General features: G+C 72.0%; 21 protein-coding genes. 10 read left to right on the top strand and 11 right to left on the bottom strand.

All coding sequences use genetic code 11. The features are described 5' to 3' along the window. Positions 1-355: 355 nt before the first annotated feature. Positions 356-709, top strand: a complete 354-nt coding sequence (locus tag ADK60_RS22855; protein ID WP_045942090.1) for a hypothetical protein — start codon at positions 356-358, stop codon at positions 707-709. Positions 710-909: 200 nt separating this feature from the next. On the opposite strand, the gene ADK60_RS22850 is transcribed toward ADK60_RS22855, so the two are convergent. After that, a complete protein-coding gene (locus ADK60_RS22850) occupies positions 910-2,406 on the bottom strand; it encodes an MFS transporter (RefSeq protein WP_053648558.1) in 1,497 nt (498 codons plus the stop codon). Between the two features lie 375 nt (positions 2,407-2,781). Between ADK60_RS22850 and ADK60_RS22845 the strand changes: the two genes are divergently transcribed. The 4 genes from ADK60_RS22845 (at position 2,782) to ADK60_RS22830 (ending at position 4,974) form a co-directional block, all read left to right on the top strand. Further along, positions 2,782-3,129, top strand: coding sequence for a DoxX family protein (locus ADK60_RS22845; RefSeq protein WP_053648542.1), 348 nt, complete (start codon positions 2,782-2,784; stop codon positions 3,127-3,129). A 196-nt stretch (positions 3,130-3,325) separates the two neighbouring features. Beyond that, on the top strand, positions 3,326-3,997 hold the full coding sequence (locus tag ADK60_RS22840; RefSeq protein ID WP_053648540.1) for a DUF4097 family beta strand repeat-containing protein: 672 nt from the start codon (positions 3,326-3,328) through the stop codon (positions 3,995-3,997). A gap of 110 nt (positions 3,998-4,107) precedes the next feature. Beyond that, complete coding sequence (locus ADK60_RS22835) at positions 4,108-4,362, top strand: hypothetical protein (protein ID WP_053648537.1); 255 nt, start codon at positions 4,108-4,110, stop codon at positions 4,360-4,362. An 18-nt stretch (positions 4,363-4,380) separates the two neighbouring features. Then, positions 4,381-4,974, top strand: coding sequence for a MepB family protein (locus tag ADK60_RS22830; protein WP_053648556.1), 594 nt, complete (start codon positions 4,381-4,383; stop codon positions 4,972-4,974). Positions 4,975-5,112: 138 nt separating this feature from the next. Here the strand turns inward: ADK60_RS22830 and ADK60_RS22825 are convergent, their stop codons facing one another. From ADK60_RS22825 to ADK60_RS22800, 6 genes are all read right to left on the bottom strand, one after another. Next, the gene (locus ADK60_RS22825; RefSeq protein WP_053648554.1) at positions 5,113-5,745 is read right to left on the bottom strand and encodes a class I SAM-dependent methyltransferase; all 633 of its coding nucleotides are present in this window, start codon (positions 5,743-5,745) and stop codon (positions 5,113-5,115) included. A gap of 116 nt (positions 5,746-5,861) precedes the next feature. After that, positions 5,862-6,119 (bottom strand): hypothetical protein, encoded by a 258-nt coding sequence (locus ADK60_RS22820; RefSeq protein WP_159400532.1) that lies wholly within the window; start codon positions 6,117-6,119, stop codon positions 5,862-5,864. Positions 6,120-6,183: 64 nt separating this feature from the next. Further along, positions 6,184-7,047, bottom strand: coding sequence for an alpha/beta fold hydrolase (locus ADK60_RS22815; RefSeq protein ID WP_053648533.1), 864 nt, complete (start codon positions 7,045-7,047; stop codon positions 6,184-6,186). A 6-nt stretch (positions 7,048-7,053) separates the two neighbouring features. Next, positions 7,054-7,704: a dihydrofolate reductase family protein gene (locus ADK60_RS22810; RefSeq protein ID WP_053648530.1), complete on the bottom strand. Its 651-nt coding sequence runs from the start codon at positions 7,702-7,704 to the stop codon at positions 7,054-7,056. A gap of 143 nt (positions 7,705-7,847) precedes the next feature. Further along, entirely contained in the window at positions 7,848-8,852 is a 1,005-nt protein-coding gene (locus ADK60_RS22805) for an alpha/beta hydrolase (protein ID WP_053648527.1), read from the bottom strand. A 112-nt stretch (positions 8,853-8,964) separates the two neighbouring features. Further along, positions 8,965-10,032, bottom strand: coding sequence for an alcohol dehydrogenase catalytic domain-containing protein (locus tag ADK60_RS22800; protein ID WP_053648525.1), 1,068 nt, complete (start codon positions 10,030-10,032; stop codon positions 8,965-8,967). Between the two features lie 134 nt (positions 10,033-10,166). On the opposite strand from ADK60_RS22800, the gene ADK60_RS22795 reads away from it, so the two are divergent. Then, on the top strand, positions 10,167-10,847 hold the full coding sequence (locus ADK60_RS22795) for a CGNR zinc finger domain-containing protein (protein ID WP_053648523.1): 681 nt from the start codon (positions 10,167-10,169) through the stop codon (positions 10,845-10,847). Positions 10,848-10,869: 22 nt separating this feature from the next. Here the strand turns inward: ADK60_RS22795 and ADK60_RS22790 are convergent, their stop codons facing one another. Further along, the gene (locus tag ADK60_RS22790) at positions 10,870-12,225 is read right to left on the bottom strand and encodes a Fic family protein (protein ID WP_053648521.1); all 1,356 of its coding nucleotides are present in this window, start codon (positions 12,223-12,225) and stop codon (positions 10,870-10,872) included. Positions 12,226-12,655: 430 nt separating this feature from the next. On the opposite strand from ADK60_RS22790, the gene ADK60_RS22785 reads away from it, so the two are divergent. Together ADK60_RS22785 and ADK60_RS22780 are read left to right on the top strand one after the other, a co-directional pair. Next, positions 12,656-13,315 (top strand): hypothetical protein, encoded by a 660-nt coding sequence (locus tag ADK60_RS22785; protein ID WP_159400531.1) that lies wholly within the window; start codon positions 12,656-12,658, stop codon positions 13,313-13,315. Between the two features lie 293 nt (positions 13,316-13,608). Then, positions 13,609-14,349, top strand: coding sequence for a DUF4232 domain-containing protein (locus ADK60_RS22780; protein ID WP_053648517.1), 741 nt, complete (start codon positions 13,609-13,611; stop codon positions 14,347-14,349). A gap of 49 nt (positions 14,350-14,398) precedes the next feature. On the opposite strand, the gene ADK60_RS22775 is transcribed toward ADK60_RS22780, so the two are convergent. Continuing rightward, positions 14,399-15,148: a hypothetical protein gene (locus tag ADK60_RS22775; protein WP_053648515.1), complete on the bottom strand. Its 750-nt coding sequence runs from the start codon at positions 15,146-15,148 to the stop codon at positions 14,399-14,401. A gap of 222 nt (positions 15,149-15,370) precedes the next feature. On the opposite strand from ADK60_RS22775, the gene ADK60_RS22770 reads away from it, so the two are divergent. After that, positions 15,371-16,198 carry a lipase family protein gene (locus ADK60_RS22770; RefSeq protein WP_053648513.1) on the top strand — a complete coding sequence of 276 codons (828 nt, stop codon included), beginning with the start codon at positions 15,371-15,373 and terminating at the stop codon, positions 16,196-16,198. 1,043 nt (positions 16,199-17,241) lie between these two features. Then, positions 17,242-19,569, top strand: coding sequence for an FdhF/YdeP family oxidoreductase (locus ADK60_RS22765; RefSeq protein ID WP_079008628.1), 2,328 nt, complete (start codon positions 17,242-17,244; stop codon positions 19,567-19,569). A gap of 240 nt (positions 19,570-19,809) precedes the next feature. Here ADK60_RS22765 and ADK60_RS22760 read toward each other — a convergent pair whose 3' ends face one another. Together ADK60_RS22760 and ADK60_RS22755 are read right to left on the bottom strand one after the other, a co-directional pair. Then, entirely contained in the window at positions 19,810-20,694 is an 885-nt protein-coding gene (locus ADK60_RS22760) for a DMT family transporter (RefSeq protein WP_053648508.1), read from the bottom strand. A 50-nt stretch (positions 20,695-20,744) separates the two neighbouring features. After that, positions 20,745-21,557: an alpha/beta fold hydrolase gene (locus ADK60_RS22755; protein WP_053648506.1), complete on the bottom strand. Its 813-nt coding sequence runs from the start codon at positions 21,555-21,557 to the stop codon at positions 20,745-20,747. Between the last annotated feature and the right edge of the window lie 177 nt (positions 21,558-21,734).

Raw genomic sequence — 21,734 nt, 5'->3', positions numbered from 1 at the left:
GGTGACACCGCGCCGAGCCGCCGCCAGGGAGATCGGCCCCGCACCGCACCGCCCGTCACCCGTGCGGAGCCGTCCCCGGACCGGCGGCCGACCGGACCGCACCGGCCGCACCGGCCGCACCGGCCGACCGGACCGCACCGACCGCACTGGCCGACCGGGCCGATCCGGTGCGGCCCCTGCGCGGCCGCACCGGGGGCGTCATCCGGCGGTGCGCATTCCTCCAAGACGCCGTCCCCGGGACTGCGGCAGGCTTCTCCCGGAGGCACAGCCGACTCGAACGGCCCTAGGGGGGCTTCGTGGTCCGGGTCCGGCGGCCTCCGACCGAGAAGTCCACGACGAACCTGGGGGATGCACCATGCGCAAGGCCACGAAACTCACCCTGGCCGCCACGATGAGCGCCGCGGCGCTGTTCGCCGTCGCCGGCCCGGCCGCCGCGTCGAACACCGCCGTCACCGGCGCCGCCGCCTACTACGACCCGAACCGGAACAACTTCGGTCTCCAGGACACCAAGTCCGACGGCAACAGCGTCTTCATCGAGTACTGGATCAACGACGTGAAGCAGCCCCGCATCGTGAACTACAACGGCAACGGCTCCTGGCGGGACTACGTCGTGACCGTCGGCGAGGGCGGTGCGCTGCGGTGGAAGCTGTGCGTCGACATCTCCTTCTCGCCCGACCGCTGCTCCGGGATGGTCTACGACCGGGTCTGATCCCCGGCCCGCCGGCAGAGTCCGGCCGGTGACCGGGGCGGCGCCGATCCGGACGCGCCACCCCGGTCACCGGGGTTGTACCGCTGCTCCAGGACACCCACTCGCCATGACGAACAGCTGCAGGGCGGCCCCGGGGAGCAGGCCTCGCCGAGTCCGTACACCACCGGGGCAGCGCTGTGCCGGTCCCCGGGCGTCCCGTGCTACGTGGTCCGGGTGGGTTCGACGGTGCCGAGCGGGGCGGCCAGTGATTCCAGGCTGCGCCGTTCCGCCTTGACGCCGATCGCCGCCTCGACCAGTCCGGCGAGGGTCATCAGGGTCGCGCCGATGCAGAACGCCAGGGTGGTGTCGGAGACCTTCCCGCTGCTCACCAGGCCGTTGAACAGCAGGGGGCCGCTGATGCCGCCGATGGCGGTGCCGACGGCGTAGAAGAAGGCGATGCACATCGCCCTGGTCTCCAGGGGGAAGATCTCGCTGACCGTCAGGTAGGCGGAGCTGGCCCCGGCGGAGGCCAGGAACAGGACGGCCGTCCAGTAGGCGGTCATGGTGACGGCGGACAGCGAGCCGTGCTGGAAGAGCAGCGCGGTGCCGAACAGCAGTGCACCGGAGCCGATGTAGGTGCCGGCGATCATCGGTTTGCGTCCGACGGAGTCGAACAGGCCGCCCAGCAGCAGCGGTCCGAGGAAGTTCCCGACCGCGATCACCGCGAAGTAGTAGCCGGTGTCGCCCTCGGGGACGGCGAAGTACTTGGTGAGGATCACCGCGTAGCCGAAGGTCACCGAGTTGTAGAGGAAGGCCTGCCCGATGAACAGCGCCAGGCCGAGCACCGTTCGCCGCGGGTAGCGGGTGACGACCGTGCGGGCGATGGTGCCGAAGCCGAGCGGTCCGCGCTCGCGGATGCGGATCGGTGCGCCCTCGGTGGGCGGCAGCTCGCGGCCGTACTCCTCCCGCACGATCCGTTCGGCCTCGGCCACCACCTGCTCGGCCTCCTCGGCCCGGCCGTGGGTGAACAGCCAGCGCGGACTCTCCGGGACGTGCCGGCGCACCAGCAGGATGACCAGGCCGAGGACCACGCCGATGCCGAAGGCCAGCCGCCAGCCCAGGTCGGTCGCGAACAGGGCGGTGTTCAGCAGGGAGATGGAGGCGAAGGCGCCGATCGCCGCGCCGATCCAGAAGCTGCCGTTGATCACCAGATCGATCCGGCCGCGCACCCGGGCCGGGATCAGCTCGTCGATCGCGGAGTTGATCGCCGCGTACTCGCCGCCGATGCCGAATCCGGTGAGGAAGCGGCAGAGGAAGAAGAACCAGGCGGTCCAGGAGAACGCCGTGACGGCGGTGGCGGCCAGGTAGACGGCCAAAGTGATCATGAAGAGCTTCTTGCGGCCCAGCCGGTCGGTCAGCCAGCCGAAGAACAGCGCGCCGCTGCACGCCCCCGCGACGTAGACGGCGGCCGCGATCGTGGTGACCTGGGTCGTCGTGATGGTGATCCCGCTGCCGCTCTCGGCGAGCCGGGCCGCCATGTTGCCGACGATCGTGACCTCCAGACCGTCGAGGATCCAGACCGTCCCCAGCCCGATGACGATCCGCCAGTGCCAGCGGGACCACGGCAGCCGGTCCAGCCGCGCGGGGACGTCCGTCTCGATGACCCCGTCACCGGGGCGGTCCTGGGTCGATGGTGGTTGCCGCGCCTCTCGCTCCATGCCCTTCGCCGGGTCGGCCATGGTGAACCCCTTCCCTCGCGCCGGTAGGACCCCCGGCGTCTGCCCGGATCCCGCAGGACCACACCACACCATGCCAACCCGCTCATTCGGCGCATTCCGTCCGCCCGCCCGCCCGGCCACGCCGTGGCCGGGCGGGCGGGACGCGGTGTCCGTCCACGGGGCCCGTCCGCAGGACCTGTCGGGATCCGTCGCGCGCGGGGACGAGGAGTCCCGAGAAATTCTTCCGCGGGGCTGTCACATCCGTCGCGGGCTGCGGGTCAGTGGAGTGTTCGAGCAGCTGCGGCGGGGCGGGCCGGGATCGGTCCGCCACGTTTGCCCTCCTCTCCCTCTCCATTCGAATCAGGGGTATCCGTCATGTCTGTCGCCCACGTCGTCCTCGCCGTTGTCAGTGCTCTCTGGGTCGGCTTCTCGGGTGTCTCGCTCGCGCGCCGGGCGGAGTTCGTGACCCAGCCGCTCGTCGAGTACGGGGTGCCGCGCTCGTGGTGGGGCCCGCTGGCGCTCGCGAAGCTCGCCGGTGCGGCCGGCCTGCTGGTCGGTCTCGCCGTTCCGGCGCTCGGGGTCGCCGCCGCGATCGGCCTGATCCTGTACTTCCTCGGCGCGGTGATCACCTGTCTGCGGGCCCGCTCCTACAAGACCGTGGCCTTCCCGCTCCTCTACCTCGCCCCCGTCGCGGTCACCCTGGGCCTGGGCTTCGCCGCCTGACCGGGCGAGCCCGTGCCCCCGTCGCCGCTGCCGGCCGTCCGGCAGTGGCGCACGGGCGGGCGGCATGCGCAGGCGTCCACCTCGCCCATTGCAACAGTTCGACCGCTCCCGTTCCGAACCGATCGCCAGGAATACGAAGTCGGCACGGCGTTCGCGATTCCGGAAACGAACGGGCCCCAGCGCAGGAGAGAGCACCATGCTGAAGTTCGACACCCCCGCCCCGGTCACCGCCGCCGTCGACCTCCCGGCCGCCTCGGTGCGGTTCGTCGCCGCCGACCGGGCCGACACCACCGTCGAGGTCCTGCCCGCCGACGCGTCGGAGAGCCACGACGTGCTGGCCGCCGAGCGGGTCCGGGTCACCTGCGCCGACGGCCTGCTGCGCATCACGGCCCCGGAGGCGCCGCACCGGGACCTCGGCGACCCGGGCCGCATCCGGGTGACCGTCCGGCTCCCGTCCGGCTCCCGGGTCCAGGTCAGGGCCGCGCTCGGCGAGCTGCGCGGCGTCGGGCGCCTGGGCGAGGTCACCTTCGAGGGCGAACGGGGGACGGTCGACCTGGAGGAGAGCGTGGGCGCCCACCTCACCGTCAGGTCCGGCGACATCCACCTCGGCCGCCTCTCCGGCCCGGCCCGGATCACCACCCGGAAGGGCGACCTCACCGTCGCCGAGGCCACCGGCGGCGCGATCGACCTGCGCACCGGGCACGGCGACATCACGGTCGCCGCCGCCCGCGGCACCTGCGCCACCCTGAAGGCGACCACCTCCTACGGCCGGATCCTCAACACCCTGAGCGACACCCAGGACACCGCCGCCCGCCTGGCCCTCACCGCGACCACCTCCTTCGGCGACATCGCCGCCCGCAGTCTCTGAGCACCCATCGCGCCACCGCCGGCCGCCCGGACTCGGGGGGCCGCAGCGGCGTCCCCGGCCGGGTTCGGTCCGGCGGATCCTGGCAGGTCACACCGCAGTACGCTGGGGCGGTGCTGCTCCCCACCGTCCCGCGCACCAGCCCGCGGTCCGCCGTCGAACCGTCCATCGACACGCCGTTCGGCCCGCTGGCCTTCGCCACGACGATCGGGAACACGGTCCTTCCGCAACTGCCCGACGAGTTGTTCGAGCTGCCGGGCGACCGTACGCTCGCCCGCCGGGTGACTCCCGGGGCCACTGTCGAGATGCTGATCAACCCGTACGGTCCCGAGCTCGACCCCGACACCTGGGGACCGCTGACCGGCTGACAGAGTGGGCAAATGACCATGGACCGCGAGCACCCGGCCGATCTTTGCCCGGAACCCTGGCTGGGCGCCGCCCCGGCCCACGAGGATCTCGTCGCGGCGAAGGCGCTCGTCTACGACCGCTGCGGATTCTCCTGCTCGCAGCCGGTCCCTGAAGCCGAGAGCGCCGAGTACGCCGCCTACGAGTTCACCCTCGACGGCCTCGCTGTTCGGTTTCGCGCCGCCAGGACGACCCCCACCAAGGCGGGCCAGTTCGTCACGGTCTGGAAGAGGTCCCCGGCCGGACCCATCCAGCCGTTCGATGCCACGGACCCCGTCGACCTCTTTGTCATCAGCACCCGCGACGATCACCACTTCGGTCAGTTCGTCTTTCCCAAGGACGCGCTCCGCCGGCACGGCGTCGTATCGTCGAACGGTTCAGGTGGGAAACGAGCCTTTCGCATCTACCCGCCCTGGGTGACCCCTCCCAACCGCCAGGCCGGCAGTACGCAGGCGTGGCAGCTGGGCTTCTTCCTGCACCTGTACCAGGACGGGCCCGTCGACCTGGCCCGCGCCCAGGAGCTCTACCACCCGCAGGACAGCGCCGGCAGCGACCGGCCGTCACACCACCCCTGAGCGCCTACGAGCGACCTCGGTGACCCCGGAGTCGCAGGACATAGGGCTCCAGCTGGCGAGCAAGGCGTCAGGCCGTGCGCCGGTCCGGAACCTCGCACGATCGGGGCTGCCACGACGCCCCACTCCTTCCCGTCACTGTCATCCCGAGGAGTGCCGCCGCCGAGCCCAGAACAGGACATGGCCGTTGTCGCCCTCGGGCACGAACTCTTCGTGAACCACGTCGAGGCCGGCTCGCACGAGCCATGAGCGGTTCGTCGCGGCGTCCGCGTGACTCCACCACATCGCCGCCCCGCCACCGAGCCAATTCTCATCGGTCCCGGTCCAGGCCCGATGCCCGGTGGTGGCCAGAAACCAGCCCCCGGGCCGCAGCCAGGAAGCGATCCGACCGAGTAGGGCAGGCTGTTCCTCCACCGGAATATGGATCAGGGCGTACAGACAGACCACGGCGTCGAAGCTCTCTTCGGGGAACTCCAAGGTCGTGGCGTCAGCCCGGATGAAGTCGGCGCCCGGCACGAGTTCGCGGGCCCTGCGGATCTGGACCTCACTGATGTCGACGCCCGTCACGCGGTGACCAGCTGTGATCAAGGACCGGGCCGCAGGGACACCGGTGCCGCACCCGATGTCCAGGACGGTGCCTGCCGCCGGCAGTCGGCCGAGCAACTCCTCGATCCACGGTCCGTACTTCGTCTCGCTGCCGAATGTCCGCTCATAGTGTTCCGAGAGCAGGTCGTACCCCCGCCGGACCACCTCTTTGGGATCTTCAACGTCCACGCGGCGCACGCTAAGGCCGCATCGCCGAGAACGCGACTCCTTTTCGGCTCAGGTCCGGCTGCCGGAGCTGACCTCACCGCATGATCGACCCCCGAAGAACCTCCGAAGTCGACCACTCAGCGGTCGGGGGCGGCGTCCTCGATGGCGGCGAGCAGGAGTGCGTGGACGGTGGCGGCCGCCTCCTGGGTGGCCGGGTCGGGGTCCGTGAGCTGCGGTGTGATCAGCTCGGCGGCCGCGGCGAGGAGCGGGACCGGCACGGTGGCCTCGCGCAGGTGGAGGAGCTGGGAGGCGGCGCGCTCGCCGGGGGTGGCCCGGGTGCGGGCGTCGGGGATCAGGGAGGTGAGGCCCCGGGGGAGGGGCTGGGTGCTGGTCACCCGGTCCATTCTTCCGCCTCCGGGGCGCCGGCGATCACCACGGCCGGTCGGTGAGTTCCTCTCTTCACCTTCGCGCCGGGGTCGGCCGTCCGAGGCCGAGCATCGCCTCGGCGACCGCGTCCGTCGCCGCGTCGGGGATCCCGATGGCGGCGTGTTCGAGCACGAGGAGGCGTGCGCCGGGGATCTCGCGGGCCAGGGCCTCGCCGTTGCCGAGGGGGAAGAGCGGGTCGCGGCGGCCGTGGACGACGAGTGCGGGGAGGTCGATCGTGGGCAGGCGTTCGCGCCAGCGGGGTCGGCAGTCGAGCCGGGTGAACACGGTGCCCAGCTGGTTGGCCAGCTGGACCGGGGGCGCGGTGCCGGGGGTGCGGTCCCAGATCCGCGCGGCCTGCTCGCGCGCGGCGGCGGGGTCGTCGCCGCGGATGCCGGCGCCGGTGGCGGCGAACTCCGCGACCGCCTCCCGGTCGGTCCAGTCGGGCATTGGACGGGCGAACAATCGGCCCATGGTCGCCCGGTCGTGGTCGGGGAGGTCCTCGTCGGGCGGGCCGGGAGCGACCGGGCGGGTGCCGGCCAGGGTGAGGGCGGAGAACGCGTCGGGGTGGTCGAGGGCCGCGACCTGGGCGACCATCCCGCCGACGCCGGTCCCCGCGAGGTGCGCGGGTGCCCCGCCCAGCGCGCGGGCGAGGGCGGCGGCGTCGGCGGCGAGGTCGCGCAGGGTGTAGGCGGGCGCCTGCGGGTCCACCGTCGCCGACTCCCCGCTGTCGCGCAGGTCGTAGCGCACCACCCGGCGCCCGCCGGCGGCGAGGCGTTCGCAGAGCGCGTCGGGCCAGGAGAGCATGGTCGGCCCGCCCGCGAGCAGGACGAGCGGTGCGTCGTGGTCACCGAAGGACTCGATGCCCAGGACGGTGCCACGGACGGCGACGGTGGCCATCTCAGATCACCGGCCGTTGCCGTTGCCGTCGCGGCCGAGGCCGCGGTCCGGTGCGCTCATGTCGCCCGTCGCGGGGATGCCGTCGGTGCGGGCGTAGCGCAGGTACACGGTGCCCTCCGGACCGGCGGCCGGCGGTTCGAGGAGGGCGAGGTTCATGGGCACGGCGCCGCCGTCGAACACCTTCTTCCCGACGCCGAGCACGATCGGGTGCACCCACAGGTCGAGGCGGTCGAAGAGCCTCTCCCGCAGCAGCGTCTGCACCAGGTCCAGGCTGCCGACGACCTTCACGTTCTCGTGCCGGTCGCGGATCTCGCGCACGGCGGCGGCCAGGTCCGGGCCGAGCTGCGTGGAGCCGTCCCACGGGAGCTCCGGCTTGCCGCGGGAGGCCACGTACTTCGGGACGCGGTTGAACAGCTCGGCGATCTCGCCGTCCTTCTGGTGCGGCCAGTACGCGGCGAAGATGTCGTACGTCCGCCGGCCGAGCAGCAGGGCGTCCGTGCCCTCGTACGCGGCGAGGATCTGTGCCCCGGTGACCTCGTTCAGCAGGGGCGCCTGCCAGCCCCCGAACGGGAACCCCGCCGGGTCCTCGTCCGGTCCGCCGGGTGCCTGTGCGACGAGGTCGAGGGTGGCGAACAGTTCGATCTGGACGATTCCCATGTCTCTACTCCCGGAGTGCGTGGTTGTCCCTTCGAGATGTAGACCGGCCGGGCCCGGAAAACTCATCGCCACGCCGGTACCCGTTTTTCCGTACCCGTCGGCCGGGGGCCGTGCGCGGTGGCCCCCGGCGCGCGGTCGCGGTGTCAGGCCGGGACCGGTGCGGAGCCGAACTGGCGGGCGAGGTAGTCGAACCAGGTCCGGTGGAAGGCGGCGGCCAGCCGGGAGCCGGGGGCGATGAGGTCGAACGCGTGGTAGGCGCCGGGGTAGAGGTGGAGCTCGACCGGGACGCCCTGGGCGCGCAGCCGGGCCGCGTAGTCGAGGTCCTCGTCCCGGAAGCAGTCGAGGTCGCCGACGGTGATGAAGGTGGGTGGCAGGTCGGCGAGGTCGGCGGCGCGGGCGGGGGCCGCGTACGGGCAGACGTCCTCGGTGCCGGCGCGGTCGCCCAGGATCGCCTGCCAGGCCAGCAGGTTGGTCGAGCGGTCCCAGATCCCGATGTCGGTGATCTCGTGGCTCGACGCGGTCTGGTTGCGGTCGTCGAGCATGGGATACGTCAGGGACTGGAACAGTGGTGCCACGCCGCCGCGGTCGCGGACCATCAGGGCCGTGGCCGCCGCGATCCCGCCGCCGCCGCTCTGGCCGGCGATGCCGATGCGGCTGCCGTCCAGGCCCAGGGCCTCCGCCTCCCGGCAGAGCCACTGGTAGGCGGTGAAGCCGTCCTCGGCGGCGCCGGGGGCGGGCGTCTCCGGGGCGAGCCGGTAGTCGACGGCGGCGACGGCGCAGCCGAGGCTCGCCGCCAGCTTGGTGAGCCACGGCTCGTCCTGGGCGGCGAAGCCGAGCACTTGGCCGCCACCGTGGAACCAGACCAGTACCGGCAGCGGTCCGGTCGCGGTGGTGGGGCGCAGCAGGCGGACCGGCACCTGCACCTCGTGGCCGTCCGGGCCGTCCGCCCGGCCCGCTCGGCCCGTTCCGTCGGCTCGGCTCGCGAGGAGTTCCTCGACGGTGACCGACGGGTCCGCCGGCGAGCTGTCGGCGGCGGATTCGGCCTGGGCGCGGAAGGCCGCGCGCGTGGTGGCCAGGTCGGTCAGGTCGAACGCGCCGTTCGGGGTCATGGGGACCGCGTCGAGGGCCAGGCCCAGCTCCTGGTCCATCAGCCGACGGGAATCGGGCCTGCGGGTTGCAGGGATGCAGGTGTCGGGCGTGCGCGAATCGGCCATGGTCGTGCCTGCTTTCGGGGAGGGAGGGTGCATCGGGGGAGACGGATCAGGCGCGGAACGAGTCGATGACGACGACACCGGTGGGCCCGTACGTCTCCAGGGACTCCAGGACCTCGCTCGCCTCGTGGAGGCCGACGGTGCGCGAGACGATCCGGCCGGGGCTGAGCCGGCCAGCGGCGATCATGTTCAGCATGGTGCCGAAGCGCTGGCCCTGCATGCCGAATGCGCTCAGGAACTCCAGCTCCTTGACCATCATGACGTCGATCGGCAGGGCGACGTCGCCCTGCTCCGCGGCGGTGGTGTGCCCGAGCTGGAGGTGGCGGCCGCGGGTGCGCAGGGACAGCACCGAGTTGCGGCAGGCGGCGGCGATGCCCACGGCGTCGACCGACACATGGGCGCCGCCGCCGGTCAGGGTCTTCACGGCCTCGACGGGGTCGGTCGCGGCGGCGTTCACGGTGTGGACCGCGCCGAGCGCGCGGGCGGCGTCCAGCTTGTCGTCCGTGATGTCGATCGCGATGACGTTGGCGCCCGTCGCCGCGGCGATCTCCACCGTCGACAGCCCCGTGCCGCCCCCGGCGCCGTAGACCGCGACCCACTCGCCGCCGCGGACCCGCGCCTGGTCGACGACCCCGTGGAAGGCCGTCATGTAGCGGCAGGCCAGCGCGGCGACGTCGGTGAAGCCGACGCCCTCGGGCACCTCGACCAGGTTGACGTCGGCGAAGCGGACCATGACGTACTCGGCGAAGGCGCCCCAGTACGAGACCCCGGGCACCAGGGAGTCCACATGTTCGCAGACGTGCTGGTTGCCGCTGCGGCACAGCCCGCAGGAGCCCTCGCCGGGGTTCATCGGGAAGATCACGCGGGCTCCCTCCTGCCACCCCCGGACGTCGCGGCCGACCTCCACCACGGTGCCGGCGAACTCGTGTCCGAGCACGAACGGGGCCTGGACCCGCGGTCCGCCGGTCCAGAACTGCCCGGCCCACAGGGCCCAGTCGGTCCGGCAGATGCCGTTCGCCCCGACCCGCACGATCGCCCCGTCCGGCGGGCAGACGGGGTCGGGCACGTCCTGGAGGACGAGCGGGCGGTGGAGTTCCTCGATGACTGCGGCGCGCATGGCGCGGCCTCCTCGTGCTGCGGGGTGAAGACGCGTGGAGCGGGGAGCCGTCACGCGAAGTCCACCGGTTCAAGCGGTGGACCTGGAAGCTAGCCGCTTGTTCGGAACAATGTCAACCGCATAGAGTGGTGGACATGAAGGGTGAGCTGAAGGACGCAGCACCGGTCGGCGCGGGCGGCGCGGACACGGGCGGTACGGGCAGTACGGGCAGTACGGGCGTTACGGACGGAACCCGGGAGGGGCGTCAGCGCGCCAAGGCCGACTTCCGCTTCGACGACGCGCGGCTGTGCTTCGCCTTCGCCGGCACCCTGGCCGACCGCGGCACCGGCACGCCCTTCGAACGGCTGGCCCGGCCCGAGGACTTGAGCCGCTGGTCGGTGGAGAGCGGCTGCACCACGGCCGCACCGCCCTGCACCGCGGCCGACCTGGAGCGGGCGCGACACCTCCGCGAGGCGATCCACCGCACCGGCCGGGCCCTCGCGGAAGCTGTCCCGCCGGCCCTGGAGGACATCGCGCTCGTCAACCGCGCCGCCGCCGAGCCGCCCTCGACACCCGAACTCGCCCCCGACGCCACCACGGTGTGCTGGCGCGGCGACGGGATCGCGGCGGTACTGTCCATGGTCGCCAGGGACTTGATCGCACTCTGCGCCTCGGAGCACCGAGCCCACGTCCGCCTCTGCGGGAACCCCGACTGCGAAGTCCCCTTCGTCGACACCTCCCGCGCGAGCGCCCGCCGATGGTGCTCGATGAAGACCTGCGGCGCCCTCGCCAAAAAGCGTGCCTACCGCGCGAGGAAGCAGACACCGGAGCGTTGAGGCCGCACCGCCGCCCGGGCGGTCACCGGGCGGCGGTGCGGCTCTGCCCGATGTGGTACTCGACGGAACCGCACAGGCCGAGCGCGTCCTGCGGATCGTCGGCCCGGTGCCCGAACCGGCGGACGAGCACAACTGAGTCGAGGGTGACCTCTGCGCGGGCCAGCACGAACAGCAGGGTGAGCAGGGCGGCGCGGGCGTTGCCGTCGTCGAACGGGTGGAAGAAGCAGACATCGAGGTGGGCCCGGGCCGCCCTCGCGGCCAGGGAGAGCCGGCCGTCGGCCGCCTGCGCCAGGCAGGCGTCGAGCCGGGCGCGGGTGTCGGGGCCGATGCCGTAGCGCTCGCCGCCGCCCTTGGCGAAGGCGGGGAGGGTGCGCAGCCGCGGGGGTTCGGAAGTACCCAGGACGTGCTGCTGCCAGCCTCGCAGCAGCTCGAAGTCGAGGGCCGCTCCGCGTGCCGCGTCGGCCCGAACCAGCTCCAGTGCGGCGAGCAGGCCGGCGCCGCGAGCGGGATCCACGACGGCGTCGAAGGAGCGGAAGTCCTCCGCGGCCCCGTCCCGGGCGGGAGTCACCGGTCCACCGTCGTCACTGCCGTCGCTCTCCGGCCACGGCACGCTGTCGCGCACTTCGATCCAGCGCTCCAGGTGGTCCGGGAGAGGGCCGGGGTCCGGCGGCGACCAGCGGGTGTCCTGCGGGCGCAACGGGCCGACCAGTTTCTCGGCGATGTCCTCCGCCAGGACGGTGTCCGGCGAGGTCCAGCTCTCGAATCGACCGCCGACCGCCTGCCGCACCAGCCGCGCGGCCGACTCGGGGGAGACACCCCAGTAGCCGAGGAACCAGCCCAGGACCTGCAGGCAGTGCCCGTACCAGCCGCTTTCGGCGCCCGTGCGATCGGCCACCCGCAGGATCAGGTTCCGGGCGGCGCGCTCCCACAGGATTCGGTCCGCCACCAGGGTCTCCGGATTCAGCGGGTAGGCCTCGAACCGCTCGGCGAGGTCCTCCAGCCACTCGCGCCACTCGCACAGTGCCGCGACGACGTGGTCGGCGGTCTCCTCCGGGGTGGTGATCGAGTGCGAGCCGCAGCACCAGCTTCCGACCGGCCCCCCGTCGACGTCCCCCTCGCCGACCGACCAGCGCCACCCCGCCGCCCATCGGCCGTAGCGCTGCACCAGCACGTGCGTCATGGCATCGGACCACGGCTTGGCCACGTCCCAGGCCCAGTTGACCCGGGTCGGATCGAAATCGGGGTCCGGCCGGGAGGGTACCTGTTGCGCCGGGCCGAGGGAGCGGACCACGCGCGCCGCCGAGGCGGGATCGAAGGGGTGGTCGGCCGGGTCGACCTCGTCCCAGGTGAGGCCTGCGGGGTGAAATGTCTTCGACACCCGGTCAGGGTGCCACGGGGGCCGGGTGTATGCGCAACGGCGTTTCCGCCCGGGCGCCGACCGTTGTGCCGGCCGCGGCGCAGGCCGTCTCGGCCGGCCGGGTCAGGCCCGCCCGCAGCGTCATCACGAACACCATCACTGTCAGTAGAGGATGCGGCCCTGCAGTGCGGGCGGATTGAAGGGACCGGCCTGGCGGGAGAGGAAGGATCCGCTGGGGGTGCGGTCGTTATGGCGGCCCCAACTCCGAGGAGGAGGGCGATGGTTGTCGTGATTCTCTTCATCCGCAAGGTCACCGTGGTGGAGAGGATGCGAGCACGCGGGCTCCTTGTCTGCATGGCCACGACATCCCACCATGCGCAAACGGTGCCCCTTCCGCACGGATCGTCCGGTCCGCCCCGGGGGAGGTCGGTCCTGGGGCAGGATGATCACCATGACGACAACGACGGATATGACGGACGGCCTGACCTGGCTCGCGGAGCCGCAGTCGATCGCCTACGGCGGGTACAGCGTGGTCCTGGCCCGGGGACTGGCGTCGGAGGAGTTGGTGGACCGGATCGCCGCGGCGGCCGGGCCCGCGGTCGTGGCCAGGCCGCTCGGCCCGTACACCGGCGAGGACTTGACGGAGGAGTACGAGCTGGAGTTCGCGAGCGACTCCGAGGACATCGCGCTGCGCCACGGGCGGATCGGCGACCTCGCCTTCGCCGTCGCGTACGGCTACTGGCAAGGAGAGTTGGCCGTCGGGCCGGCCGTGTCGCGCGACGGCGCCGAGGTGTTCCACCTGGAGTTCGAGGAGGCGAACGGCAAGCCCGTGCCGCCGTTCTTCTCCGCCTGGCGGGACGGCCGACCGCTGTGTTCCTTCAACCTGCACCTGGACGGCAGCTGGGGCTCGGCCGCGGTCGAGGGTGAGCCGGCGACCGCCGCCGCGGTGACGGCGGCCCTGGCCGAGGCGGGGCTGCCCGACCCGGAGCGCGGGCGGGACGACCTCCACCGCACCAGCCTGGGTGTGCTCGCCCGCTCCTTCGGGCTCGCTCTTCCGCGCGCCGCGGTGGTCGAGGGTGAACTGCCGGCGGTACTGCTGGAGGTCGGCTGACCCGGCGCCGCGACGGGTGCCGGACGGGCAGTTCCGGAGCGCTGGAGGGGCAGAACGACGGGGGCGGACGGGGCAGAGCGGTAGGGCGGGCGGTGCCGGGAGACCCCGTCCGGCTGTGTCGAGGGGAAGCGTTCTCGCAGGTCGGGCGGGGTGGAGTCGGCTCCGGCGGGCCGGATCGGGAGTGCAGGGGCGTCGGGCCGGGCGGGGAGCGGGCCGCAGTACTGTCCGGCGGGGTTCCGACGGCGGTGCCGGGAGGCCCCGCTCGTCCGTACTTCGTCCTCGGGGGATCTGCCATGTCGGCTCGCCGTACTCTGCTCGTTCCGGCCGCGCTCGTCGGCGTCCTCCTCGCCGTGAGCGGCTGCGGACCCGACGACCCGAGCGGCCCGGGACCGACGCAGGCCGCGACCGGAACACCGGCGGTCGCGACACCGACCGGCGCCCCGGCCAGCGCTTCGGCCAGCGCCCCGACCTCGGCGCCGAAGACCACGACGCCGACGGTGCCCACGGCGGACGCGCCGCCGACCGGTGCGGCGGCCACGCCCGCCGGCGGAGGTGCCGACGATTCCTACGCCTACACCCACCCCTGTGACACCAAGGACCTCACCATCCGGGTGACCGCCCGCCCCGAGGCGCCGAGCCAGCGGGTGATCGAGGTGCGCAACCAGGGCGCGCGCTCCTGCGGCCTGAGCTACTTCCCGCTGGTCAGCGTGGGCGACTCGCACGCCGCCGACCGCAGCAAGGACCTCAGGCCGCTGGTCCCGGGCGGGCTGGGCGGCCCGCCCGCGTACCCGGTCGGCGCCGGGCGGACGGCGTACGCGGTGATCGACCTCAACCCCGGCGGCGGATCCGCCGCGACCACGGCCGGGGTCGACGAGCTGAACGTGCTGGCCGACGGTGACCACATGCCGACCGGTGAGACCCGGAACTTCCCGCTCGGCCCCGGTGCGAAGGTCCGGGCGCCCAAGCTGGGCCTGTACCGGGCCACCGTCGCCGACGCGGTCGCGAGCGCCGCCACCGCGGACCAGCGGCAGTAGCGGCGTCGACCCGGCGCGTCGACCCGGCCGGCGTCGGCGCCGCCCGCGCTCAGCCGATCCGGAGGGCCTTGACGCCGGAGAGGAGCGGGACGAGCTGGAAATTGCCGTCCCCGGCACCGCAGGAGGGCTGGGTGTCGGGGGTGTTGGAGATGTTGGTCCCGGCCTTGAAGCGCCCGTCCCTGCTCGGGGCGAAGGTGGTGAAGTGGTCGCGGAAGCCCTCGTAGTAGTACATGCACTGGTGCAGGTTCAGGTACCGGCCGGCGGTCAGGTCCAGTGGCGTGGCGCTCGACAGCAACGGGATGGGGTGGTCCGTCCCCCCGCCGCCGCAGAAGGGGTCGGTGTCGCGGGTGTTGGAGACGTTGGTACCGGCGACGAACTTGACGTCGGTGGTCCCGACCGTCGTGGTGAGGTGGTCCTGGTCGTAGTCGCTCCAGAAGACGCACTGGTGCAGGTTGAGGTAGCGCCCGGTGGTCAGGTCGTAGCCCTCGGCGGCCGTGTAGACACTGGGCTCGTAGGTCCCGTCGCCCGGGCCGCACACGGCCGCGGGCACGGGGGTGTCGGAGATGTCCGTGCCGGCAGTGAACCGGCCGTCCCGGCTCGGGACGAGGGTGGTCATGAGGTCGAAGCTGGTCGGCAGGAACGGGCCGTGGTAGACGCACTGGTGCAGGTTCAGGTACCGGCCCGCCGGGGGCGCCGGGGCTGCGGCGGAGGCGGAGGTGGCGGCGGGAACGGGGCCGACCAGGGCGGCCACGGACACGGCGGTGGCCGCGAGCGCGGCGGAGCGTGGGAGCACACGCATGGGGGACTCTCCTCGATGCGGTCGGTGCGGCGGCTCGGGACGAGCGGCCGTCACGCACGAGGCTTCCCGCTGCCTCCGGAGGCCCCGGCCGTGGGACGGGAACTTCACCTGAACCGACCTTCCCGACGGCCCGGGCCGGGGCCCGGCGCGTCCCGGGCCTGTCGTTCGTCCACGGGCCTATGGTGCTGGGTGCTCCCGCCCAGACCCTCCCGGAGGACACCGATGGCCGTTCCCGCGCTGGACCATTCGACGACCCGCTACTCCCTGCACCACGCCTACTGGATGGCGCGCGCGGCGGGCCTGGCGCCGCTGGACCGTGAGGCCATCGAGGAACAGGCGCGGGCGTGGGGCTTCCAGGAGGTCAGGCACTTCGAGTCCAAGCACGCCATGCCGTTCCCGATCGAGGACACCCAGGCCTACGTCATGGCCGGTGACCGCATGATCGTCGTCGGGTTCCGGGGTACCGAGGTGCTCAAGATCTACGACTGGCTCACCGACGTGAACACCCCGCCGGTCCCCGGCCCGGCGAACAAGGGCTTCGTGCACTACGGCTTCCACCAGGCACTGCAGTCCGTCTACCCCGGGATCCGCGACACCGTGAAGGAACTGCGCACCGGGAACCAGAGCGTCTGGTTCACCGGACACAGCCTCGGCGGCGCGCTCGCGATGCTGGCCGGCAGCAGGTTCTACTTCGAGGAGCCGCAGCTCCTGCCGGACGGCATCTACACCTTCGGCCAGCCCCGCACGTGCGAGCGCCTGCTCGCCGACGCCCACAACGCGGCCTTCCGGAAGCGCTGCTACCGCTTCGTCAACAACAACGACATCGTCCCCCACCTGCCGCCCGGACCGTTCTTCACCCATGTCGAGGCACTGCGCTACTTCGACGTGGACGGCCGCCTCCACGAGTCCATGCCGCTCGTGGCGGGGCTGAAGGACCGGGCCAAGGGCTTCGTCACCGACCGGCCGGCCCCCGAGACGGACGCCATCAGGGACCACCACCTGCCCAACTACCTGGCCGCGTTCGAGAAGAGCCTCGCCGCGTCCGGCTGAACGCCGCACGACACCTCCGCCTCGCCGCCGGGGCCCCGCCGTCACCCTCGCCACGGACCTCGTCGCCGTCGGTGTCCGGTGAGGTCCGGCGGGGGGGCGTCCTCGGGTGGCCGGGGCTTTCGGGTCAGGGCGGTTCATTTGATCAAGGCCCGGACATGCCCACCCGTGAAAGCGCGAGGCCCCTCTGTTGAGCCCGGTTGAATGTGACCGGTCTGCGGCGGTTCGGCTGCCCGGAACGCTCGCTCAGGCTCATCCGAGTGAGATGGTTTGCCAAGTCAGAGTCAAGGTTGTAACTGGTATCAGGCCAGGCTGCAGTGAGCCACTGCCCGTCATTCCATTGGTGATCGGAAATGTGAACTGGTCGAGCCCGGCAACCAAGCGTGAATGGGTCAATTCTGGGACCGGAACCCACAGAAATAAGTTCTTGGCGGCCGTATCCCATTCCCATTCTCCCTCATTGCTGGAGGTTCTCGCGAGAAATGCGAGAGGTCCCCACCACTTGCCTCTCGGTCGAGGATCCGACAGCTTGGCGTCGTCCCATTGAAGATCGACTTGGGTCGTCCGAGGATCCCAGCTCGGAATGATATTCACCGTTGCGCCGTGCATCATGACTGCCCCCTGGTGCGGCAGGAATCTTGAAATCTGTTGGCCGCGTCATGTAATTCCATCGTGCATCCCATGGTGGTGCCCCGCTGCCCGACGGTCGGTCGAAAGCCTGATAGGACCTGAGCATTTCGATGGCGAAATCGGGTTCGGCAAGGCCGTGCCGTCGCGAACAGATGTTCGGGCACACGGTTCGGCCCGTGCCCGTGCCCCCGGCGGCGACCCGCCGGCTCCGCCGCCGGAGTGACACCGGATGCGGGATGCCGCCGTACCTGGCTTCCTTGAATGGGGCGGAAGGCCGTGGGTCCCCCGAACGGACGCCGAACCGGTGGCGCCCGGCGTCCGCCGGCCGACGTCCGCCGCCCGACGCCAGACTGCGGAAGGTGAGTGCCGTGAACGCTGCTGACGACCGGAGGCCCGGCCAGGACGGTGCCGACCCGGTGGCGGAGCGGGAGCCGAGCGTGGGCGCGGAGCCGTCGCGGCGGCCGGAGGCCGCGCCCTACCACCATCCGGCGGCGGGTTGGGGTGCGGCACGGAGCGTGACGGAGTTCCTGGTCCGCGAGCGGACCCTGCTGGACGGCCCGCGGGCGATCCTGAAGATGAACCACGAGAACGGCGGCTTCGACTGCCCGGGCTGCGCCTGGCCGGACGACACCAAAGGCCTGCACCTGGACATCTGCGAGAACGGCATCAAGCACGTCACCTGGGAGATGACCCGCAAACGGGTCGGCCGGGAGTTCTTCGCCGCGCACACCGTCACCGAACTGTCGCGGTGGAGCGACTTCGCGCTGGAGGACCAAGGCCGCCTCACCGAGCCGATGGTATACGACGAGGCCACGGACCGGTACGTGCCGATCGACTGGCAGCAGGCCTTCGACCTGTTCGGCGAGAGCGTGCGCGCCCTGGCCGACCCGAACCAGGCCGCGTTCTACACCTCGGGGCGGCTCGGCAACGAGGCCACCTTCCTGTACCAGCTGATGGCCCGCGAGCTCGGCACCAACAACCTCCCCGACTGCTCGAACATGTGCCACGAGGCATCCGGTCGCGCCCTGCAGGCCGCGCTCGGCACCGGGAAGGGCACCGCCGACCTCAAGGACTGGGAGATGGCGGACGCGTTGTTCATCCTCGGTGTCAACGCGGCGTCCAACGCGCCCCGGATGCTCACCGCGCTGGCCGACGCGACCCGGCGCGGCGCGCGGATCGTGCACGTCAACCCGCTGGTCGAGGCCGCCGCGACCCGCACCATCGTGCCGCACGAGTTCCTCGACATGGCCCTGTTCAAGGCGACGAGCACCAGCACCCTCAACCTCCAGGTCCGCATCGGCGGCGACATGGCCCTGCTGCGCGGTATCGCCAAGGCCCTCCTGGAGCAGACCGCGCAGGACCCGAAGGCGCTGGACGCGCAGTTCGTCGAACGGCACACCACCGGCTTCGCCGCCTACCGCGACCTGTGCGAGCGGACACCTTGGGAGGAACTGGAACGGCAGAGCGGCCTCAGCCGCGAGCAGATCCTGCACGCCGCCCGGATCTACCGGGAGGCGGACCGGTCGATCTTCTCCTGGTGCCTCGGCGTCACCCAGCACGAGCACGGCGTCGACGCGATCCGGGAGATCGTCAACGTCCTGCTGCTCCGGGGCAACATCGGCCGCGAGGGCGCCGGCCCGTCCCCGGTGCGCGGGCACTCCAACGTCCAGGGCAACCGCACCTGCGGCATCGACCACCGGCCCGCACCCGAGTTCCTGGACCGCCTCTCCGCCGTCTGCGGCATCGACGCGCCGCGCGAGCACGGCAAGGACACGGTCGCCACCATCGGGGCGATGGCCCGCGGCGAGGTGAAGGTCTTCGTCGGCATGGGCGGCAACTTCGCCCTCGCCGCACCCGACACCGACTACACCTACCGCGCACTGCGCCGCTGCGAGCTGACGGTCCACGTGTCCACCAAGCTGAACCGCAGCCACCTGGTGCACGGACGGCGGGCGCTGATCCTGCCGTGCCTGGGCCGCACCGAGCAGGACCACCAGCGCGGCGGCCTCCAGGCCACCTCGGTGGAGGATTCCATGAGCATGGTCCACCTGTCCGTCGGGATGAAGAAGAAGCCGGCCTCCCGCCACCTGCTCTCCGAGCCGGCCGTCATCGCCGGCCTCGCCCGGGCCGCGCTGCCGGACAGCGCCACCCCGTGGGAGTGGTACGTGGAGGACTACGACCGGATCCGCGACACCATGGCCGAGGTCCTGGACGGCTTCGAGGACTTCAACCGGCGGGTGCGGCTTCCGCTCGGCTTCCGGGTCAAGCAGCCCGCCCGCGAACTCGTCTTCCTCACCCCGTCCGGCCGCGCCGAGTTCTCCGCCGCCCCGCTGCCCGACGTCGTGCCCGCGCCCGGCACGCTGGTGCTCGGCACCATGCGCTCGCACGACCAGTGGAACACCACCATCTACTCCGACAACGACCGCTACCGCGGCGTCAAGAATCTGCGCACGCTCATTTTCATGAACCCGGACGACATGCGGGCACGCCACCTCGCCGAGTTCGACCCCGTCGACATCACCGCCACCGCCCGGGACGGCTCCACCCGCTCCCTGCACGGCTACCTCGCCGTTCCCCACGACCTGCCCCGCGGCTGCGCGGCCGGCTACATGCCGGAGATGAACGTGCTGTGCGCGATCGGCGACTACTCCACCCAGAGCGACCAGCCGATCATGAAGCACCTCAACGTCACGGTGGCCCCCGCCGCCGAGGGGACCGCCCGGGAGACCACCCGCCCGGAGTGATGCGGAGCCGGGGCACGGTCCCCGGTGCGGATGTCTCGGGAATATGAGAGTGAACGCCTCAGATTCCCTCACAGGGCTTCAGGATTAGTCGTTCAAATAAATTGATGGTGCTCGATCCGAATCTGATCCGGATCGAGCACTGATCCTCTCGGGAATCGTTGAAGTCGAGGACAGGAAATCGACTCGGCGGGGAATGAGATCGACCTCGAAACCGGGGTGCCGCTCTGAGGCGGGGCCCGGTCAGGTGCGGCGGGTGACGGCGACGCCGGCCAGGCAGAGGGCGCCGCCGGCGAGGGTCAGCAGGGCGGGGGTTTCGCCGAGGAGGAGCCAGGCCATGGCGACGACGAGGGCCGGGACGGAGTAGGTGGTGGCGCCCATGCGGGCGGCGGTGGTGCGGGAGAGGGCGTAGGCCCAGGTGGTGAAGGCCAGGGCGGTCGGGAAGAGGCCGAGGTAGAGCACGTTGAGGGTCGCGGACGCGGGTGCGGCGGACAGGTCGGACACCAGCTGGGGGGCGAAGGGCAGGCAGGCGATCGCGCCGATCATGCAGCCGAACGTCGTCACCTGGAGTGCGCTGGCGTGTCGCAGGGCGGGCTTCTGGCTCACCACGCCAGCCGCGTAGGCCACGGCCGCGAGCAGGCACAGGCCGATGCCGGTCACCGAACTGCCGTCGCCGCCCGACATGGAGAGGCCGACGACGACCACACCGGTCAGGGAGACGGCCATGCCGGCGAGCAGCTTGGACGGGAGGCCCTCGCGCAGCAGCCAGCCGCCCAGCAGGGCGATCAGGACGGGTCCGATGCCGATCAGCATCGCGGCCGTGCCTGCCTCGACCTCCTTCTCGCCCCAGTTCAGGGCGACCATGTAGAGGCCGAACCAGAGCACGCCCGAGACGGCGATGCCCGGCCAGGCCGCGCGCGGGGGCAGGCCCTCCCGGCGGTAGGCCAGCAGGCCGAGCAGGGCGACCGTTCCCACCAGCAGGCGGCCGAGGGCCAGGGATCCGGGCCCGAAGTGCTCGTTCGCGCTCCGGATCGCCACGAAGGCGGATGCCCACAGGACCACCGTCGTCGAGGCCGCTGCCAGTGCCTTGCTGTCCCTCGGGGCCACGCCCGCCGCTGAGATGCTCATGCGGGAGAACCTATGGTGTCGAGGTTTCGGTCCGCACCGAAATAACGCCCTCAGCCGGCTCCGCCGCCGAGGACGACGTCGGCGATCAGGCGCGCCACCACCTCCGGCTGCTCCAGCATCACCATGTGCCCGCTGTCAGGGACCTCCACCAGGGTGGCTGAGGGGCAGGCTTCGAGGGCGGCGCGCTCGGTGTCGGTGAGCCCTACCTCGTCCCGGTCGCCGCGCACCACCCAGGCGCGGGCGCCGGACTCGCACAGCCGGGGTACCAGTTGGCCGTGGCGGTCCAGGTAGGCGAAGTACTCGGCGATGGCGCGGTTGCAGAACGACGGGGAGTTCCGCTTCAGATCGGCGACCAGCTCCGCCCGGCGCGGTTCCGGGAAACCCTCGGCCAGGATCTTCGGCGTCAGCCACAGCATGACCGGCCAGACCAGGGCGCCGAGCCCCGGGACCCGCCCGAGTGCCGAGGCGACCGCGAGCGCCGTGGACTCGTCCGGTCTTGAGAACGTGGGGGAGAGCAGCACCACCGGTCCGGAGAAGTGTCCGCCGGCCACCATCTCCAGGGCGATGTTGGCGCCGATGCTGTGGCCGACCACGGTCGTGCAGCCGTGTTCGGCCGCGAAGGTGCCGGTGATCGCCGCATAGTTCTCGATCGACACGTCCACGGGCGCGATCGTGCCGGCGTGGCCGGGGACGGTCGCCGCGATCAGGCGGATCGGTGCGTCGGCGAGTGCGGAGGCCGCCGTCAGGTCGGCGAAGAAGGTCGTGCCGCACATCCCGCCGGGCAGGAGCAGTACCCGGTGCGGGGCGTCGGGCGGACCGGACTCCCGGACGTCCCAGGCGTGGAACTGCGCGGCACCGACCATGGTTCGACCCTCCGGGCTCGTACGACGACCCGCATTGTCGCGCGCCGTGCCGCAACGGTCGGTGACCTTGGGCCGGGCGTGGCATGTCGGCCATGGCGAGGGCGGGCAGTGCGAGGGCGGGCGGGAAATTCGGTTGCGCCGATCTTGGAAGTCGCTAAGCTCTGATTCGTTCTCGCC

The organism is Streptomyces sp. XY431 (genome assembly GCF_001279805.1).
Classification (GTDB): Bacteria; Actinomycetota; Actinomycetes; order Streptomycetales; family Streptomycetaceae; genus Kitasatospora; species Kitasatospora purpeofusca.
Note: the sequence above shows the minus strand (reverse complement) of the source record. Positions and strands in the feature narration are given on the sequence as shown.

Excerpts from the sequence above, each read along its gene's own strand:
- ADK60_RS22815 (WP_053648533.1), bottom strand. The coding sequence starts at position 7,047 with ATGGCCACCGTCGCCGTCCGTGGCACCGTCCTGGGCATCGAGTCCTTC.
- ADK60_RS22775 (WP_053648515.1), bottom strand. The coding sequence starts at position 15,148 with ATGCGTGTGCTCCCACGCTCCGCCGCGCTCGCGGCCACCGCCGTGTCC.
- ADK60_RS22845 (WP_053648542.1), top strand. The coding sequence starts at position 2,782 with ATGTCTGTCGCCCACGTCGTCCTCGCCGTTGTCAGTGCTCTCTGGGTC.
- ADK60_RS22760 (WP_053648508.1), bottom strand. The coding sequence starts at position 20,694 with ATGAGCATCTCAGCGGCGGGCGTGGCCCCGAGGGACAGCAAGGCACTG.
- ADK60_RS22795 (WP_053648523.1), top strand. The coding sequence starts at position 10,167 with ATGAAGGGTGAGCTGAAGGACGCAGCACCGGTCGGCGCGGGCGGCGCG.
- ADK60_RS22755 (WP_053648506.1), bottom strand. The coding sequence starts at position 21,557 with ATGGTCGGTGCCGCGCAGTTCCACGCCTGGGACGTCCGGGAGTCCGGT.
- ADK60_RS22800 (WP_053648525.1), bottom strand. The coding sequence starts at position 10,032 with ATGCGCGCCGCAGTCATCGAGGAACTCCACCGCCCGCTCGTCCTCCAG.
- ADK60_RS22810 (WP_053648530.1), bottom strand. The coding sequence starts at position 7,704 with ATGGGAATCGTCCAGATCGAACTGTTCGCCACCCTCGACCTCGTCGCA.
- ADK60_RS22850 (WP_053648558.1), bottom strand. The coding sequence starts at position 2,406 with ATGGAGCGAGAGGCGCGGCAACCACCATCGACCCAGGACCGCCCCGGT.
- ADK60_RS22840 (WP_053648540.1), top strand. The coding sequence starts at position 3,326 with ATGCTGAAGTTCGACACCCCCGCCCCGGTCACCGCCGCCGTCGACCTC.
- ADK60_RS22780 (WP_053648517.1), top strand. The coding sequence starts at position 13,609 with ATGTCGGCTCGCCGTACTCTGCTCGTTCCGGCCGCGCTCGTCGGCGTC.
- ADK60_RS22855 (WP_045942090.1), top strand. The coding sequence starts at position 356 with ATGCGCAAGGCCACGAAACTCACCCTGGCCGCCACGATGAGCGCCGCG.
- ADK60_RS22785 (WP_159400531.1), top strand. The coding sequence starts at position 12,656 with ATGACGACAACGACGGATATGACGGACGGCCTGACCTGGCTCGCGGAG.
- ADK60_RS22830 (WP_053648556.1), top strand. The coding sequence starts at position 4,381 with ATGGACCGCGAGCACCCGGCCGATCTTTGCCCGGAACCCTGGCTGGGC.
- ADK60_RS22770 (WP_053648513.1), top strand. The coding sequence starts at position 15,371 with ATGGCCGTTCCCGCGCTGGACCATTCGACGACCCGCTACTCCCTGCAC.
- ADK60_RS22805 (WP_053648527.1), bottom strand. The coding sequence starts at position 8,852 with ATGGACCAGGAGCTGGGCCTGGCCCTCGACGCGGTCCCCATGACCCCG.